The sequence below is a fragment of the Mycobacterium persicum genome (genome assembly GCF_002086915.1).
GTDB lineage: Bacteria > Actinomycetota > Actinomycetes > Mycobacteriales > Mycobacteriaceae > Mycobacterium > Mycobacterium persicum.
The window spans coordinates 4,649,219-4,666,008 of sequence record NZ_MWQA01000001.1 but is presented as its reverse complement, the minus strand read 5'-3'; the positions used below and the strand labels follow the sequence as shown (position 1 = coordinate 4,666,008).

Annotated in this window: 19 protein-coding genes and 1 pseudogene; 10 read left to right on the top strand and 10 right to left on the bottom strand. The window is 65.7% G+C overall.

Translation table 11 applies throughout. The features are described 5' to 3' along the window. Positions 1–33 precede the first annotated feature (33 nt). Together moeZ and B4U45_RS21310 are read right to left on the bottom strand one after the other, a co-directional pair. A complete protein-coding gene (gene moeZ / locus B4U45_RS21315) occupies positions 34–1,212 on the bottom strand; it encodes an adenylyltransferase/sulfurtransferase MoeZ (RefSeq protein WP_075548301.1) in 1,179 nt (392 codons plus the stop codon). A 130-nt stretch (positions 1,213–1,342) separates the two neighbouring features. After that, complete coding sequence (locus B4U45_RS21310) at positions 1,343–2,377, bottom strand: DUF3152 domain-containing protein (protein WP_075548302.1); 1,035 nt, start codon at positions 2,375–2,377, stop codon at positions 1,343–1,345. Between the two features lie 194 nt (positions 2,378–2,571). Between B4U45_RS21310 and fasR the strand changes: the two genes are divergently transcribed. Beyond that, positions 2,572–3,255, top strand: a complete 684-nt coding sequence (gene fasR, locus B4U45_RS21305; RefSeq protein WP_075548303.1) for an HTH-type transcriptional activator FasR — start codon at positions 2,572–2,574, stop codon at positions 3,253–3,255. On the opposite strand, the gene B4U45_RS21300 is transcribed toward fasR, so the two are convergent. Continuing rightward, the gene (locus tag B4U45_RS21300) at positions 3,252–3,497 is read right to left on the bottom strand and encodes a DUF3107 domain-containing protein (protein ID WP_075548304.1); all 246 of its coding nucleotides are present in this window, start codon (positions 3,495–3,497) and stop codon (positions 3,252–3,254) included. The genes fasR and B4U45_RS21300 overlap by 4 nt on opposite strands. A gap of 389 nt (positions 3,498–3,886) precedes the next feature. Here B4U45_RS21300 and B4U45_RS21295 point away from each other — a divergent pair, with 389 nt between their 5' ends. After that, positions 3,887–4,465: a threonine AND proline RICH protein gene (locus B4U45_RS21295; protein WP_089025047.1), complete on the top strand. Its 579-nt coding sequence runs from the start codon at positions 3,887–3,889 to the stop codon at positions 4,463–4,465. Between the two features lie 6 nt (positions 4,466–4,471). Here B4U45_RS21295 and B4U45_RS21290 read toward each other — a convergent pair whose 3' ends face one another. Beyond that, complete coding sequence (locus tag B4U45_RS21290; protein ID WP_075548305.1) at positions 4,472–5,167, bottom strand: ferritin-like fold-containing protein; 696 nt, start codon at positions 5,165–5,167, stop codon at positions 4,472–4,474. Positions 5,168–5,426: 259 nt separating this feature from the next. On the opposite strand from B4U45_RS21290, the gene B4U45_RS21285 reads away from it, so the two are divergent. Both B4U45_RS21285 and B4U45_RS21280 read left to right on the top strand, forming a co-directional pair. Beyond that, positions 5,427–6,938 (top strand): DEAD/DEAH box helicase, encoded by a 1,512-nt coding sequence (locus tag B4U45_RS21285; RefSeq protein WP_075548306.1) that lies wholly within the window; start codon positions 5,427–5,429, stop codon positions 6,936–6,938. Positions 6,939–6,953: 15 nt separating this feature from the next. Beyond that, the gene (locus B4U45_RS21280) at positions 6,954–8,177 is read left to right on the top strand and encodes an Rv3212 family protein (RefSeq protein WP_075548307.1); all 1,224 of its coding nucleotides are present in this window, start codon (positions 6,954–6,956) and stop codon (positions 8,175–8,177) included. Between the two features lie 91 nt (positions 8,178–8,268). Here the strand turns inward: B4U45_RS21280 and B4U45_RS21275 are convergent, their stop codons facing one another. Next, complete coding sequence (locus tag B4U45_RS21275) at positions 8,269–9,069, bottom strand: ParA family protein (RefSeq protein ID WP_023371712.1); 801 nt, start codon at positions 9,067–9,069, stop codon at positions 8,269–8,271. A gap of 76 nt (positions 9,070–9,145) precedes the next feature. On the opposite strand from B4U45_RS21275, the gene B4U45_RS21270 reads away from it, so the two are divergent. The 3 genes and pseudogenes from B4U45_RS21270 to B4U45_RS21260 all read left to right on the top strand — a co-directional run bounded on the left by B4U45_RS21270 (position 9,146) and on the right by B4U45_RS21260 (position 11,331). Then, positions 9,146–9,745, top strand: coding sequence for an acid phosphatase (locus B4U45_RS21270; protein ID WP_075548308.1), 600 nt, complete (start codon positions 9,146–9,148; stop codon positions 9,743–9,745). Then, the gene (locus tag B4U45_RS21265) at positions 9,742–10,842 is read left to right on the top strand and encodes an isochorismate synthase (protein ID WP_083153869.1); all 1,101 of its coding nucleotides are present in this window, start codon (positions 9,742–9,744) and stop codon (positions 10,840–10,842) included. Before B4U45_RS21270 ends, B4U45_RS21265 begins: the two co-directional genes overlap by 4 nt. After that, positions 10,839–11,331 (top strand): annotated as a pseudogene (locus B4U45_RS21260) (GNAT family N-acetyltransferase). The gene B4U45_RS21265 and the pseudogene B4U45_RS21260 overlap by 4 nt, the downstream one beginning before the upstream one ends. Here B4U45_RS21260 and B4U45_RS21255 read toward each other — a convergent pair. After that, positions 11,283–11,663, bottom strand: coding sequence for a hypothetical protein (locus B4U45_RS21255; RefSeq protein ID WP_075548335.1), 381 nt, complete (start codon positions 11,661–11,663; stop codon positions 11,283–11,285). The pseudogene B4U45_RS21260 and the gene B4U45_RS21255 sit on opposite strands and share 49 nt — an antisense overlap. Positions 11,664–12,100: 437 nt before the next feature. On the opposite strand from B4U45_RS21255, the gene B4U45_RS21250 reads away from it, so the two are divergent. Next, on the top strand, positions 12,101–13,087 hold the full coding sequence (locus B4U45_RS21250; protein WP_075548310.1) for a diacylglycerol/lipid kinase family protein: 987 nt from the start codon (positions 12,101–12,103) through the stop codon (positions 13,085–13,087). Positions 13,088–13,341: 254 nt separating this feature from the next. Beyond that, on the top strand, positions 13,342–13,596 hold the full coding sequence (gene whiB1 / locus B4U45_RS21245) for a transcriptional regulator WhiB1 (RefSeq protein ID WP_023371700.1): 255 nt from the start codon (positions 13,342–13,344) through the stop codon (positions 13,594–13,596). A 58-nt stretch (positions 13,597–13,654) separates the two neighbouring features. On the opposite strand, the gene B4U45_RS21240 is transcribed toward whiB1, so the two are convergent. Next, positions 13,655–15,157: a sensor histidine kinase gene (locus B4U45_RS21240; RefSeq protein ID WP_075548311.1), complete on the bottom strand. Its 1,503-nt coding sequence runs from the start codon at positions 15,155–15,157 to the stop codon at positions 13,655–13,657. 46 nt (positions 15,158–15,203) lie between these two features. Then, positions 15,204–15,419, bottom strand: a complete 216-nt coding sequence (locus B4U45_RS21235; protein ID WP_075548336.1) for a biotin/lipoyl-binding carrier protein — start codon at positions 15,417–15,419, stop codon at positions 15,204–15,206. A gap of 199 nt (positions 15,420–15,618) precedes the next feature. On the opposite strand from B4U45_RS21235, the gene B4U45_RS30505 reads away from it, so the two are divergent. Then, positions 15,619–15,693, top strand: a complete 75-nt coding sequence (locus B4U45_RS30505) for a 50S ribosomal protein bL37 (RefSeq protein ID WP_089025046.1) — start codon at positions 15,619–15,621, stop codon at positions 15,691–15,693. A 124-nt stretch (positions 15,694–15,817) separates the two neighbouring features. Here the strand turns inward: B4U45_RS30505 and rsrA are convergent, their stop codons facing one another. After that, entirely contained in the window at positions 15,818–16,123 is a 306-nt protein-coding gene (gene rsrA, locus B4U45_RS21230; RefSeq protein ID WP_075548312.1) for a mycothiol system anti-sigma-R factor, read from the bottom strand. Continuing rightward, on the bottom strand, positions 16,120–16,770 hold the full coding sequence (locus B4U45_RS21225; RefSeq protein WP_162877407.1) for a sigma-70 family RNA polymerase sigma factor: 651 nt from the start codon (positions 16,768–16,770) through the stop codon (positions 16,120–16,122). Before B4U45_RS21225 ends, rsrA begins: the two co-directional genes overlap by 4 nt. Between the last annotated feature and the right edge of the window lie 20 nt (positions 16,771–16,790).

Genomic DNA, 16,790 nt, shown 5'->3' with positions numbered 1-16,790 from the left:
TACCGGCCGTCTGGCCCAGCGGTAGGATCCGGCTCAGTACATCACCATGTCGGGCTGCATTTGCCGGGCCCACGCCACGATTCCGCCCTGCAGGTGGACCGCATCGGAGAAACCCGCCTTCTTCAGCGCGGCCAATGCCTCGGCCGAACGCACACCCGTCTTGCAGTAGAGCACCGGCATCCGGTCCTGGGGCAGCCTGGCCAGACCCTCACCCGATTTGATGGATGACTGCGGGATCAGTGTCGCTCCGTCGATGTGCACGATGTCCCACTCCACACGCTCGCGGACATCGATCAGCGCCAGCTTCTTGCCGGAATCCATCAGCGCACGCAATTCCCGCGGAGTGATCGTCGATCCGCTGGCCGCGTGCGCGGCATCGTCGGAAACCACGCCGCAGAATTGTTCGTAGTCGACCAGCTCGGTGATCTTGGGCGTCGACGGGTCTTTGCGGATCCTGATCGTGCGGTAGGTCATCTCCAGCGCGTCGTAGATCATCAGCCGGCCCAACAGTGTCTCCCCAAGCCCGGTGATCAGCTTGACCGCTTCTGTCCCCATCACCGACGCAATCGAGGCGCAGATGATGCCCAACACGCCGCCTTCTGCACAGGAGGGCACCATGCCGGGCGGCGGCGGCTCCGGGTAAAGGTCACGGTAGTTGAGCCCCAGCCCGTTGGGCGCATCCTCCCAGAACACCGACACCTGGCCCTCGAAGCGGTAGATGGAACCCCAGACGTACGGTTTGCCGGCCAGGATCGCGGCGTCGTTGACCAGATACCGAGTGGCAAAGTTGTCGGTGCCGTCGAGAATCAGGTCGTACTGCCCGAACAGCTCGACGGCGTTGCCGGGCTCGAGCCGGTACTCGTGCAGTTGCACGTCGATCAACGGGTTGATCGCGACGATCGAGTCACGTGCCGACTGGGCCTTGGACCGTCCGATGTCGGCGACGCTATGAATGATCTGGCGCTGCAGGTTGGACTCGTCGACGACGTCAAAGTCGATGATGCCGATGGTGCCGACGCCCGCGGCAGCCAGATAAAGCAGCGCCGGTGAGCCGAGGCCGCCGGCCCCGATTACCAGCACCCGTGCGTTCTTGAGTCTCTTCTGCCCGTCGACACCCAGGTCGGGAATGATGAGATGGCGACTGTAACGGGCCACCTCTTCACGGCTCAGCGCCGGTGCGGGCTCAACTAGGGGCGGCAGCGATGTCGACACCGAACCTCTCCTCTGTGCAGGTTGTCAGGGCACTGTCAGGGCATCGTCTAGGACCCATCACAGCAGCTATCCGAACCGACGGCAATGAGATCAACACCCAGACGGGCGGTGTTGTTTCCCGGGCCCGTGGTCAGGCGATCGGGTATGGCCAGGGATTGAATCGGCAAGTCTTGCCGTCCGCCTTCACCCATTCGGGGTCGAACTTGGCTGCATCGTCGTCGGATGTGGAGAACGTCTGCTGCATCATCACCGGCGCCAGGCCGCCCTGCTTGTCACACGGCTCGTGACGCAGGTACCCGATGGCGTGGCCGACCTCGTGGTTGATCACGTACTGCCGGTAGGACCCGACATCGCCTTCGAACGGGACGGCTCCGCGGACCCAGCGAGCCTCGTTGATGAAAACACGTGCTTGCCGGTCCGCTCCGAAAGACGGGTTGTAACAGGAGGTCTCGAGCCGGAACTCGTAACCGCACCCTTCACGCACCGTCAGCGGTGACACCAGCGAAATGCGGAAGTCGGGCTTTGCCTTGTCGGTTCCATCGATCCGGACGAACGCAAATTGCGGATCGTGGGTCCAGCCTTTGGGATTGGCTAGCGTCTGGTCGATCATCTGGGCGAACGCGTTATCGCCGCCGTACATCGTCGGGTCCAGCCCGTTCTCGATCTCGACGGTGTACTTGAAGACCCTTGCCGTACCCTGCCCAACTTGCGGCGTGGTTCCCGGAACCACCCGCCATGACTTTTCGCCCCCTTCGGTGAACGGGCCACCATCGGGCAGTGTTCCGGCCGGCAGGTTGGCGTCGAATGCGGCCAGACCGCGCGGCGGCGTATCGATGATCACCGTCCCCACCGACCCGATGGAGGGCGGGTCATGAATGGTGGCCGCCACCGCCGACTTGGGTGATGTCGTCCCCGTCACCGTCTGATAGACCACCACCGCGGTGAGGGCCATCAGGATCGGCAGCGCATACGCCCGCCAGCCGTAGGTCGACACGAACCGCCCGAGCCAGGTTTGTTTGCGCCATTGGCGCGGCCTGTCGCGGTCAACGCGCGGCCGTCCGGCGGCCTGCCCGAGCGGGTCACGCTGGGCCCGCAGCGGTTCACGCCACGGCTCGCGCAGCACCGGCACCCGAGCGGTGCTGCCCGGCGGGCGGGTGGACGTCATTTCCCCAGGATGGCACAGTCGGCCGTGACTGCCACCCCTGGCGCGCCCGAATACGCCCGCTCGACCCCTTCAACCAGCGTCGACGATGTCTGTTCGGATCGGAGGGCGCCTCGGGTAGTAATGTCTTGCGATAAACCGTGCGGGCGCGGGGATGGCAAGTTGCCCGCGAATCAGCACGATCAGATTGAGGACCGATGAGCGATCTCGCCAAAGCTGCACAACGGCGTGCCGTCAGATCGGCCGACCGGATGCGGCCGGTGGAGGTTCCGGCCCAGAACCGCAAAGGCAATCGGCTGCCCCGCGATGAGCGCCGTGGCCAGTTGCTTGTCGTGGCCAGCGACGTCTTTGTCGACCGCGGCTACCATGCCGCCGGCATGGACGAGATCGCCGACCGCGCTGGTGTCAGCAAGCCTGTTCTGTATCAGCACTTTTCGAGCAAGCTGGAACTGTATTTGGCGGTACTCAAGCGGCATGTGGACAATTTGGTGTGCGGCGTCCAGCAGGCGCTGCGCACCACCACCGACAACCGCGGGCGACTGCACGCGGCAGTGCAGGCATTCTTCGACTTCATCGATCACGACGGCCAGGGGTACCGGCTGATCTTCGAGAACGACTATGTCACTGAGCCCGAGGTCGCCGCTCAGGTGCGAGTAGCCACCGAATCATGCATCGACGCGGTGTTCGCCCTGATCAGTGAGGACTCGGGACTGGACCCACACCGCGCCCGGATGATCGCGGTGGGCTTGGTCGGCTTGAGCGTCGACTGTGCCCGGTACTGGCTGGATTCCGACCGGCCGATCTCAAAATCGGACGCCGTCGAAGGCACCGTGCAGTTCGCCTGGGGCGGTCTGTCGCACGTGCCGCTTGCCCGCTCCTAGTGCCGCGCGGCGTCTGCGCCGATTCCGAACCCAACCCGGCGGGCGTCGGCGACGCCGATTTCGACATAGGCGATCTTGGCGGCATCAATCAGGAACCGACGGCCCCGGTCGTCGCTGAGGCTCAGCAGACCCGAATCCTCACGCAGCGCTGCGGCGACGAGTTCTTCGACCTCATCGGGGGTCTGTGCACTGGCGAAGACCAGCTCGCGCGGACTGTCCGTGATACCGATCTTGACCTCCACGGGGGCCCCTTCCGTTGGTATTGAAGTCGCAGGCGTTTCAGCAGCAGGCTAGTAGACGCTGCCGGCGCCGACCGTACCCCCAGCCCCTAGCGCCATCATCACGATTGGGTCTAACACGGCCCGACACGCCAACCGGCACCGACCGGTCATCGCGGGGCATCGATAACATCAGCCCCATCAGCAACATGTATCACACCCTGTACCAAGATTCTCGAGAGTCGCGAGACTCCCGCGACGCCCGGGGCTACCCGGACGAGGTAAACCATGCCGCCGAGGCCGACGATGACTACGGCTACGACGAGGACGGCTACGAGGACGGCGACTACGGCGAACTGGTCTGGTCGACCGAGAGCCGGTGGCGCCCCGTCGCCGCCATCCTCGGCGTGGTGGTGGCGCTCGGCGCCGTCGCGACCGCAGTCATCATCAACAGCGGCGACAGCGCCACGACAAAAGCGACGGTGGGAGCGCCGGTGGGAGCGCCAACGCCCAGGACGGTGGTCTCCACCACGCCGCGGTCGACGGCCCCGCCCGGCACGTCATCGAGTCCCCCGCCGAGTACCAGCGCACGGCCCGGTACGTCGGGGCCGCAACTTGCCCCCGAGACCGTCACCACGGTGACGATTCCCAGCGCTGCGCCGACGCGAATCCCGACCGCCGCGCCGCCGCAGCCGGGCACACCGCCGTCGGCCGCGCTGAGTCCCCGCGCCGTCTTCTACAGCGTCACCGGGACCAAGCAACTCCTCGACATCGTCAACGTCGTCTACACCGACGAGCGGGGCTTTCCCGTCACCGAGTTCAATGTGGCGCTGCCGTGGACCAAGATGGTGGTGTTGAACCCCGGCGTGCAGACCGAGTCCGTGGTGGCGACCAGCATCTACAGCCGCCTCAACTGTGTGATCGTCAACGCCCAGGGTCAGCCGGTCGTGGCGTCGACCACCAACTCGATCCTGGCGACGTGCACTCGCTGACAGCGGTCAGGCCAGACCGAGTTCGCGCATCCGTTGGTCGTGTGTCTGCTGCAGACGCTCGAAGAAGGCGCTGAGTTGGCCCAGGCCACCGGAGCCAGCTACCACCAAGTCGACCAGCTCGTCGTGATCGGCCAGCAACAACTGAGCTTGCGTGATGGCCTCGCCCAGCAGGCGGCGTGACCACAGCGCGAGCCGGCTGCGCTGTTTGCCGCTGGCGGTGACCGCCGCACGTACCTCGGCGACCACAAACTGGGAGTGCCCGGTCTCGGCCAACGCCGCGCGCACCACATCGGCAACCTCATCCGGCAGTCCGTCGGCGATCTGCAGGTACAAGTCCGCGGCCAGCGCGTCACCGACGTAGGTCTTCACCAACGCTTCCAGCCACGTACTCGGCATCGTCAGCCGGTGGTAGTTCTCCAATGCCGACACGTACTTCGCCATCGCCGGCACCACGTCGACACCGCGGCGTTCCAGCGCGTCGCGCAATAGCTCGTAGTGCGCCATTTCGGCGGCCGCGATGCTGGCCATCGAGATCCGCCCCTGCAGATTCGGCGCCATCCGCGCCTCGTCGGTCAGCCGGTAAAAGGCCGCCACCTCGCCATAGGCCAGCAGCGCGAACAACTCGTTGACGCCGGGATGGTCCGCCGGTAACCGTGGCCGGGTCGAATCGGCCACCTGATCGGCGGATGTGGGCGAAGTCATGGCAACACTCTAGTCGCCGGAACCACTCGCACACCGGTGGCAGTTGGCCAACCAGCTATCATGGGATTCGGTAGTGGCTGGATCTGTGCTGCTACTACCGGGAAATGTGCGTGCACGTAGCTGCGCCCGCCCAGATCGAGCAGCGGGCCGGCCTCTCGGCGACATATCGGAGTCGGAACTCGTGCGCGCGACGAAACCGCGACAAAGAAGTACCGACACCAGACCGATACTCGTCACCGAAAGGCTCTTCACCCCCCTAATGACCGCACTCAAAAGCACAACCGAACATAGCTTTGCCCAACTCGGAGTCCGCGACGAAATTGTGCGCGCACTACGGCAAAAGGGCATTGAGCATCCCTTTGCTATCCAAGAACTCACCCTGCCCCTGGCGCTGGCCGGAGAAGACGTGATCGGCCAAGCCCGAACGGGCATGGGCAAGACTTTCGCGTTCGGCGTGCCGCTGCTGCAGCGCATAACCTCCGAAACCGCCGTGCGGCCCCTCACCGGCACCCCCCGGGCCTTGGTAGTGGTGCCCACCCGCGAATTGTGCCTGCAGGTCACCGACGACCTGGCCACTGCGGCCAAGTACCTCACCGCCGAGGAAACGCGTCGCTTGGCGGTGGTCTCCATTTACGGAGGGCGGGCCTACGAGCCGCAGGTCGAGGCGCTGCGCGCCGGCGCCGACGTCGTCGTGGGCACCCCGGGCCGGCTGCTGGATCTGTCCCAGCAGGGCCATCTGCAGCTGGGCGGGCTATCGGTGCTGGTGCTCGACGAGGCCGACGAGATGCTGGACCTGGGCTTTCTACCCGACATCGAGCGCATCCTGCGGCAGATCCCGGCCGAGCGGCAATCGATGCTGTTCTCGGCGACCATGCCGGACCCGATCATCACCCTGGCCCGCACCTTCATGGTGCAGCCGACACATATCCGAGCCGAGGCACCGCACTCCCTGGCCGTGCATGACACCACCGAGCAGTTCGTCTATCGAGCCCACGCCCTGGACAAGGTGGAACTAGTCAGCCGGATTCTGCAGGCCCGGGACCGGGGCGCGACGATGGTCTTCACCCGCACCAAGCGCACCGCCCAGAAGGTTGCCGACGAGTTGAACGAACGCGGTTTTGCGGTGGGCGCCGTGCACGGTGATCTCGGGCAGGTGGCGCGCGAGAAGGCGCTCAAGTCGTTCCGCGCCGGCGAGATCGACGTCCTGGTCGCCACCGACGTGGCCGCGCGCGGCATCGACATCGACGATGTCACCCACGTCATCAACTACCAGTGCCCCGAAGACGAGAAGATGTATGTCCACCGCATCGGGCGCACCGGCCGGGCCGGACGCACCGGCGTCGCGGTCACCCTGGTGGACTGGGATGAGCTGGACCGCTGGACGATGATCGACAAGGCACTGGGCCTGGGCTCCCCCGACCCCGCCGAAACCTACTCCAGCTCACCGCACCTGTATGCCGAGCTGTCCATCCCCGCCGAGGCCGCGGCCACCATCGGTCCCCCGCGCGGATCGCAGCCCAAGCGCCGTGCCAGCGATCAGGAAGGCCAGCCATCGGTAACCGCGCGCTCCAGCGCGAGGCGTCGACAGCGCACCCGCGGCGGCAAACCGGTCACCGGGCATCCCGCCACCAGCCCGGCGAATGAGGCTGCCGCAGAGACGGGGTCCGGTTCCGGGTCCGCTTCCCCCTCGGCCAACGGGAACACCCGGCGCCGGCGTCGACGCCCAAAGCCCGCCTGCGTCCCGGACAACGCGACCGCCTCGGCCAACTGAGGCCCACGCTCGAGCATGGTCAAACCGGAGCGGCGCACCAGGGGCGATGTGCTGGCCGCCGCGGCCATCGTTGTGGTCATCGCCGTGGTTGTGGCACTGATCTGGTGGACCAGCGACGCCCGGGCCACCATCAGCCGTCCGGCCGCGACTCCGGTGCCCAACCCGACGCCGGCCCGGGAGGTCCCGGGCACACTGAAGCAGCTCTGGAGCGCGCCCAGCCCCGCCAGCCGCGTGCCCGTCGCGGTCGGCGGGACCGTCGTCACCGGCGACGGACGCCACGTGGACGGGCGAGATCCGGCCACCGGTGAGACGCTGTGGAGCTACGCCCGCGACACCGACCTGTGCGGGGTGACCTGGGTCTACCGCTACGCCGTCGCCGTCTACCGCGACGACCGCGGGTGCGGTCAGGTCAGCACTATCGATGGGTCGACCGGACGCCGCGGACCCGCCCGTAGCAGCTACGCCGACCCGCGGGTACGCCTATCCTCCGACGGCACGACGGTGTTGTCGGCCGGCAGAACCCGCCTGGAGCTGTGGCGATCCGACATGGTCCGGATGCTGTCCTATGGCGAGACCGACGCCCGGGTGAAACCGTCGAATCGGGGTCTGCACTCGGGGTGCACGCTGGAATCGGCCGCGGCCAGTTCGTCATCGGTGGCAGTTCTCGAGGCTTGCGCCAACCAGGCCGATATGCGGCTGGTCCTGCTACGGCCCGGCAAGGAAGAGGACGAGCCGGAACAGCGGATCGTGCCTGAACCCGGGATTCGGCCGGGGTCGGGCGCTCGGGTACTGATCGTCTCGCAGAACAACACCGCGGTGTACCTGCCCGGTGAATCCGGCGCGCAGCCACGAGTCGACGTGATCGACGAGACGGGGACCACCGTGGCGAGCACACTGCTGCCCAAGCCGCCGTCACCCGAGGCCACGGTGTCGCAGAGCGGCAACCTGGTGACGTGGTGGACCGGCGATGCACTGCTGGTTTTCGACAGCGGCAAACTGACCCAGCGCTACACCATCGCCGCCGGCGAGACGGCGGCGCCGGTAGGACCCGGGGTGATGATGGCAGGTCAGCTGATCGTGCCGGTCACCGGCGCGATCGGTGTCTACGATCCGGTCAGCGGCGCCAACACCCGTTACATTCCGGTGGACCGTCAGCCGAGCGGCTCGGCGGTGATCCCGGTCGTGGTGGGATCCAGGGTGATCGAGCAGCGTGGCGACTCGGTGGTGGCATTGGGCTGAATCCGGCGCCCGCCGCCAGGGGCGAGCAGACGCACAATCGCACAGCGCCGGGTGTTTGGATGCGATTCGGTGTCTGTTCGCGCGGCCAAATCTAAAGCTCGACAGCGAATGTGGGCAGCGGCTTGCCCGACTTCCAGTGCTTCAGTAGCGCCTGGGCCAGGTCGCGATAGGCCACCGCGCCCTTGTTCTTGCGCCCGGCCATGACCGACGAGCCCGATGCGCTGGCCTCGGCGAAACGCACCGTGCGCGGAATCGGCGGGGCCAGCACTGGCAGGCCGTAGCGATCGGCGACATCGAGCAGCACGTCGCGGGTATGGGTGGTTCGGGAGTCATAGAGGGTAGGTAGTGCCCCCAGCAACCGCAGATTCGGGTTGGTGATCTGCTGAACGTCAGCGACGGTGCGCAGGAGCTGTCCAACACCGCGGTGGGCCAGCGTCTCGCACTGCAACGGAACAATGACTTCGTCGGCGGCCGTGAGTCCGTTGAGCGTGAGCACCCCCAACGACGGCGGACAGTCGACGATGACCACGTCGAACTGGTCGGAGAGTTTGGCCAGCGCCCGTTTGAGCGCATATTCCCGGCCGGCACGCATCAACAACATGGCCTCGGCGCCGGCCAAGTCGATGTTGGCCGGCAGCAGCGCCATTCCTTCCATGGTGGTCACCAGCGCGGTGTTCGGTTCCACCTCCCCGAGCAGCACCTCGTGCACGGACACCGGTAGCTTGTCGGGGTCCTGGCCAAGCGAGAACGTCAAACAACCCTGCGGATCCAGGTCGACGAGTAGCACCCGCCGACCCTTATCCACCATCGCCGCGCCGAGCGAGGCGACCGTCGTCGTCTTGGCCACCCCGCCCTTCTGGTTGGCCACCGCCAGTACCCGGGTCTCTGTCACAGTGCCATCCTGGCACGTACCCGCCAGTCTGGTAGGGGCGACGGGTCCGGCATGTCGTCCGGCACAATCGGTCGGCATGGGCATACACGAACACCGGCTGCTGCTGGTCCGCCACGGCGACACGGAGTGGTCGAATTCGGGCCAGCACACCGGCCGAACCGATATCGAGCTGACCGAAACCGGCCGGATACAGGCTGAGCTGGCCGGAAAGGCTCTGGGCGAACTCGATCTCGACGACCCACTGGTGATCAGTAGCCCACGTAAACGGGCGCTGACCACCGCCGAGTTGGCCGGGCTGACGGTCGATGAGATATCTCCGCTGATCGCCGAATGGGACTATGGCGCCTACGAGGGGCTGACGACCGCACAGATCCACGAGGTCGAACCAGATTGGCTGGTATGGACGCACGGATGCCCCGACGGTGAGAGTGTCGCGCAGGTCAGCGAGCGCGCTGACCGGGCTGTCGCGCTGGCACTGGAACACCTGGCGTCACGCGACGTCGTGTTCGTCGGCCACAGCCACTTTTCGCGGGCGGTGATCACCCGCTGGATCGAGCTACCGCTCGTCGAGGGTACCCGCTTTTACATGCACACCGCTTCGGTCAGCATCTGCGGGTTCGAACACGGGATACGCCAGCTCTGCGCGCTCGGAGTGAAGGGGTATCCCGGCAAGTGAGCCCCATTGAGCCGCCCTTCGCGCTGTGCGGCCCCCGACGAACTCTGGTCGCCGACGGGGTGCGATCACATTACCGCGACATACGGGCGGCGCAAGCGGCGCTGCGCTCCGGTTCTGTGCCGATGATATTGGGCGCGTTGCCGTTCGACGTGAGCGAACCGGCCGCGTTGATGGAGCCGACGAGCGTGCAGCGCCTCGATGCGCTGCCCGGCTGGCCAACCGGCCCGCTGTCGGCGGTTCACGTCAGCGCCGCCGTTCCGCCGCTCGCCGAGCATCGCGCCCGAATCAGCTATGCGCGGGATCAGCTTGCCGCACTTGATAATCCACTGCGCAAAGTGGTGCTGGCCCGGGCATTGCGGCTTACCGCCGACGCTCCGCTGGACGCCCGCGTCATCCTGCGCCGGTTGGTCGCGGCCGACCCGGCGTCCTACGGCTATCTGGTCGACCTGAGCGCCGCCGGCGACGATTATCTGGGAGTGGCGCTGGTGGGAGCCAGTCCGGAACTGCTGGTCGCGCGATCCGGCAACCGGGTCACCTGCCAGCCGTTCGCCGGGTCGGCCCCCCGCGCTGCCGACCCCGAAATCGATGCCGCCAATGCGGCTGCACTGGCCGGCTCGGCCAAGAACCGGCACGAGCATCAGCTGGTTATCGACACCATGTGCGCGGCCCTGGAACCCCTCTGCGAAGACCTGGAAATGGCATCCGAGCCCCAACTGACCCGCACCGCGGCGGTCTGGCACCTATGCACTCCGATCACCGGTCACCTGCGCGACACAGCAACTACCGCAATCGATTTAGCGCTTGCCCTGCATCCCACGCCCGCCGTCGGCGGAGTGCCGACAGGCGCCGCCGGCGAGCTCATCGCTGCACTGGAAGGCGACCGCGGCTTCTACGCGGGCGCCGTAGGTTGGTGCGATGCGCACGGTGACGGCCGCTGGGTGGTGTCCATCCGCTGCGCTCAGCTATCAGCCGACCGTCGAACCGCGATCGCCCACGCCGGCGGCGGTATCGTCGCCGAATCCGATCCTGATGACGAAGTTGAGGAGACCACAACGAAATTCGCGACGATGCTGACCGCATTGAGAGTACTGCAATGACCGAGAACATCCGCCGCGCCATACTGGAAGACATCGTCGATATCGTGGCCATGGTTCACCATCTCGCGGGATTCGAGCGCGTCGCCGATCAATGCATGCTCACCGAAACACAAATGTATACAGCGCTTTTCGGCCCGTCTCCGACGGTTCGAGGACACGTCGTCGACAGCGACGGTCAGGTCGCCGCGAATTCGGTTGTGGTTTCTGAGCTTCTCCACCTGGGACGGTGTCGCCGGCGACTTTCTAGAAGATCTCTATGTGCGGCTGAGCTTTCGCCGCCGTGGCCTCGGCCGCAGGCTGCTGGCCACACTGGCCGGCGAATGCCTCGACAACGGCTACACACGGCTGCCCTGAGCCGTGCTGAACTGGAATTCCGATGCCTCCGATGCCGTAGCCCCCTACGACGGGATCGGTGGATAGCCGCGGCGCGAGTGGACCACCTATCGGCTGTCCGGGCCGGGCTTGGTTGCGTTGGCCGGACCGCGGTGATCGCTGCCGGCCACCCAGCGCAGCGCCGGAGGGCTGAAGAGCAGTACCAGAACCGCCAGCGCCACGATCGCTACCGGGATCCCGAACGCCGGCTGCCGAGAGCCGACGCTCAGATACCACGCCACCGGCAGCAGCAATAGCTGGGTGAACACGGCCACGCCACGGCCCCAGCGTTTGCCGATCACCAGAGCGCTGCCGCCGGCCAACACCCCGCCGCCAATCAGCACGAACCAGACCGCGGTTCCGAGCCCATTGACCACGGGTTGATCGGCCCCGGCAAGGCCGCGCACCACCAACACCGCAGCCGTCACCAAGGCCGCTGTGCCCTGCATTGCGACGATCAGTCCGGCGCCGCGCACGGTGGTCGGAGCAGTCACAGCATCAGCGTAGCCAGTGCGGCGTTGCGGCACCGTCGCCGCGCTTCAGTTGGAACGCACTAGCCAATCCTGTCGCTTTGATCGCAATTGTCACGTGAGCCTCTGCCGTGGGAGGTCCCCAATTTTCCCAGCTCCGAGCGACAACTCGCCATCACCTGACACTCGTCACAGCGTGACGCCGGTGCGGCTGTCGCGGAAAGCCGGGCAAAACGGATGCCGACCACCGTGCGTTCAATCAGGCAATGTGGCGGATATGAGCCCCTGCGGTCGCTGGCCCACCCGCTGCTCAACGGGCCCCACCGGCCCGCATCGTCACACGGCACAGCCCCATTGCCGCGCTCCTCAACGGGCCCCACCGGCCCGCATCGTCACACGGCTTAGGCTCATGCCTCATGCGCGCCGTGCTGATCGTCAACCCCACCGCCACTTCCATCACACCGGCCGCCCGCGACCTGGTAGCCCACGCGCTCAAGAGCCGGCTGCAACTCACCGTCGAGCACACCAACCACCCCGGTCACGGGGCCGAACTCGGTCAAGCGGCGGTTGCCGCCGGGGTGGACGTGGTTGTGGTGCACGGCGGCGACGGCACGGTAAGCGCAGTGGTCAACGGCATGCTGGGCCGCCCCGGATCGACCCCGTCGGGTCCCATACCGGCGGTCGCAGTGGTGCCTGGCGGCTCGGCGAACGTCCTGGCCAGAGCGCTGGGGATGTCACGCGACCCGATTGCTGCCACCAACCAGCTCATCCAGCTGTTCGACGACTACGGCCGGCGTCCACAGTGGCGCCGCATCGGCCTGATCGATTGCGGTGACCAGTGGGCCGTGTTCAACACCGGAATGGGCGTTGACGCCGAGGTTGTAGCGGCCGTCGAGGCCGAACGCAGCAAGGGTGGCAAAGTCACGGCCTGGCGCTACATCCGTGCCGCGGTTCCCGCCGTGCTGCGCTACCGGAATCGCGAACCCGTCCTTAGGCTGGAACTTACGGGCGGTGAGCCGATTCCCGGGGTGAGCTTCGTCTTCGTGTCCAACTCGAGTCCGTGGACCTACGCAAACGACCGGCCGGTGTGGACCAACCCTGGCTGCACCTTCGAGTCCGGCCTGGGCGTGTTCGCCCTCACGACCGTGAAGACGATCCCGACGCTGCGCATCGTCCGGCAGATGTTCGCCAAGAGGCCGAAGTTCGAGTTCAAACATCTCATCACCGACGATGACGTGGCCTGCGTACGGGTCACCAGCACCGCGGCTCCAGTTGCCTGTCAGTTCGACGGGGATTACCTCGGCGAGCGCCAAACCATGACCTTCCGGGCGGTTCCCGACGCGTTGGCGGTGGTCGCCCCTCCCCCCAAAAATTGTTCTGACCTGCGGCGATCCAAGCTGTAACAACCTTGGGACGCAAATGCGGAGCGCAATTGGGAGGCAGTGTAGTACAAATGAGTAAGGGCTTTGGTAAGAGAACGTCAAAGTGAGATAGCCCACGCGCTCAGGTAACACTATTGACATCTGTTGAGCCTGTGAAACGATCAAAAGGTTGCATGCAGAGACATGTAGGGGTACGGATACCTTTCTTGTGCACGCGTTAAGCCAGGAAATACGCCCGTGCGCCTTGCTGCGCATTTAGTGAGGAGTAGTGACTAATGGATTGGCGCCACAAGGCGGTCTGCCGTGACGAAGATCCGGAACTGTTCTTCCCGGTAGGGAACAGCGGCCCGGCGCTCGCGCAGATCGCTGACGCGAAACTGGTCTGTAATCGGTGCCCGGTAACCACGGAATGCCTCAGCTGGGCCCTGAACACCGGCCAGGACTCGGGCGTCTGGGGCGGCATGAGCGAAGACGAGCGGCGCGCGCTGAAGCGCCGCAACGCCCGGACCAAGGCCCGTAGCGGAGTCTGACGACTCGGTAGCACAGCTGTGCGGCCCCGGCGAATGTCGGGGCCGTATTGTTGCGCGCTCATTGCACCATCAACCGGCCACGCCGGCCGATCGGCACCCGCAACACCACATCGGTTCCGCGTTCAGGAGCCTCACGCATACCCAAGGAACCGTCCAACTCCGCTGAGACTAGCGTCCGCACGATCTGCAAACCGAGACTGTCGGACTTCTCCAGGTTGAACCCTTCGGGCAAACCCCGTCCGTCGTCGTGAACCACGACATCGAGCCAACGCGCCGAGCGCTCGGCACGAATCGTCACAGACCCACCTTGAGCGGCGGGGTCGAACGCGTGCTCGATCGCATTCTGCACCAATTCGGTGATCACCATGATCAGGGCTGTCGCGCGGTCGGAGTCCAGCACACCGAGGTCACCTACCCGGTTGATGCGGATCGGCCGGTCCACCGACGCCACGTCGTTCATGATCGGCAGAATCCGGTCGATGACCTCGTCGAGATTCACCTGCTCGTCCACCGACATCGACAGCGCGTCGTGGACCAAAGCGATCGACGACACCCTACGCACCGACTCGATGAGGGCTTCCCGACCTTCGGCATTGGCGGTCCGCCGGGCCTGCAGCCGTAGCAGCGCCGCCACGGTCTGCAGGTTGTTCTTCACTCGGTGGTGGATTTCCCGGATCGTCGCGTCCTTGGATATCAGGGCCCGGTCTCGCCGTTTCACCTCGGTGACGTCGCGGATCAGGATGGCGGCACCCGCGCTGGCGCCGTGGACCATCAGCGGCAACGTCCGCAGCAGCACCGTGGCACCGCCGGCGTCGACCTCCATCCGCATACTGGGCCCGCCGGTGAGCAGGTCGCGCACATGCTCGGCGACCTCTTCGGCCTCGAACGGATCCGAAATCAGCGGCCTGGTGACCTCGACCAGGTTGTGTCCCTCCAATTCCGTGGTCAGGCCCATCCGATGATAGGCCGACAGCGCGTTGGGGCTGGCGTACGCGACGACACCGTCGACGTTCAACCGAATGAAGCCGTCGCCTGCCCGCGGGGTCGAACGCGACATAGCCACGTCCCCGACGTCGGGAAATGTGCCTTCGGACAGCATGTGCAGCAGGTCGATCGCGCACTCCCGGTAGGCCGTCTCCAGGTGGCCGGACGCTCGTTGTGCCGCCACCGCCGTTTGGTGCTGCGTCAGCACCGCCACCACCTGGCCGCCATACCGCACCGGGGAGGCCGCAACGTTGGGCCCTGGCAGGTCACCCGAATGGCATTCGGCATCGCCTTGCCATTTGGCGGCGCCTGACGTGAAAGTCTCGGCAACCAGCGGCAGCTTGTCGCCGGCGACGGCGGTGCCCACCGCGTCGGTCTGCAGCACCGTGGGCGCGGTGTTGGGTCGACATTGCGCCACGCATACCAGCACGCCGTCGTCGCGACGAACCCACATCAAGTAGTCGGCGAACGACAAGTCGGCAAGGAGCTGCCACTCCCCCACCACCGCATGCAGGTGGTCGACGGCATTGCCCGGCAGGACAGTGTGTTCGGCCAGTAGATCACCGAGAGTGGACATCAAGAACTCCCGAGACGCTCCCGGTTGGCAGGTATAGGTCCAACGGCTAACTGATCACCGCGATGAGATCGCCGGCCTGAATGACATCGCCTACGGCCACGCTCACCTTGCTGACGGTGCCGTCCACCTCGGCCAGGACGGGAATCTCCATCTTCATCGACTCCAACAGCACCACGACGTCACCCTTACCGATTTGGTCACCTTCGCTAACCACGACTTCGAGCACGCTGGCCACGATCTCGGCGCGAACATCCTCGGACATCTTCACCCCACTCGTTCCGGCCATTTCCATGCTGACTGCTGGTCTATCGGGCTGCGATCAGCTCATGTATATCGAACCATAAGGCCTGCGACGGTTGCGGCGCGCGGGCTACCGCAGCCGCGTCAGTGACCGCGTGAGACACTGGACCCCAACCGCGGGGCCGAGTTGCCCGCTGCTGACTCGATACGGAGGTTCGGTGATGGCCAAGCGTGGCCGAAAGAAGCGCGACCGCAAATACAGCAAAGCCAACCACGGCAAGCGCCCGAACGCCTAGCCCGGCGACGATGCGGACCGCGTAGCGGTCTGAGGAGGAGCCGGGCAATCAGGCCTAGCCCGGCGACGATGCGGACCGCGTAGCGGTCTGAGGAGGAGCCGGGCAATCTAGGCCCGGCAATCCCTTACTCGCTATGACGGATGATGGTTGTCCGGCGTATCTCCAGCCGCACTCGCTCGTGCAGGCTTGCGGGTGCCTTCTCGCCTTTGCACTTGGTTGCTATCAGTAGCTTGATCCGCTCCTCCAGCCCGTAGTGCTTCAGGCAGCCGGGGCAGTCTTCGAGGTGTTGGCGTAGCTTCTGGCGTGTCTCGGCTGTGCACTCACCATCGAGCAGCGTCCATACCTCGGCAATCACCTCGGCACAGCCGACGTAACCATGGGAGTCTTCGCGGTCCGGGCTCGAGTCGCTTGAGCTGACTAAGTCGCTCATGACGACACCTCCTCGTGGGGCTGATCACCGCGGACAAAGCCCCGCTCTTTGGCAACGTCAGCCAAGAGAGCCCGCAGCTGGCGGCGACCGCGGTGCAGCCGCGACATCACCGTCCCGATCGGGGTATCCATGATCTCGGCGATCTCCTTGTAGGGAAAACCCTCGACGTCGGCGTAGTAGACCGCCATCCGAAATTCCTCCGGCAAGGCTTGCAGCGCCTCTTTGATTTCGGAGTCCGGTAACGCCTCGAGCGCCTCGACCTCAGCCGAACGCAGCCCGCTCGAGGAGTGCTCGGCGTTGGCGGCCAGTTGCCAGTCGGTGATCGCCTCGGTCGGATACTCCGCAGGTTGACGCTGCTTCTTGCGGTAGCTGTTGATGTAGGTGTTGGTTAGGATCCGGTACAGCCAAGCCTTGAGGTTGGTGCCTTCCCGAAAGGAGCGGAATCCCGCGTAGGCCTTCACCATGGTCTCTTGCAGCAAGTCCTCGGCATCGGCCGGATTGCGTGTCATGCGCAGCGCGCCACCATATAACTGGTCGAGCAGTGGAATCGCGTCGCGCTCGAAGCGCGCGGTCAGTTGCTCGTCCGTCTCCGCATTCGGCTGGGGACCGGGAACCTCCGACCGGGTCTCGCCATCGATGTCGGCCATCTTGATTAACACGGTCCCTT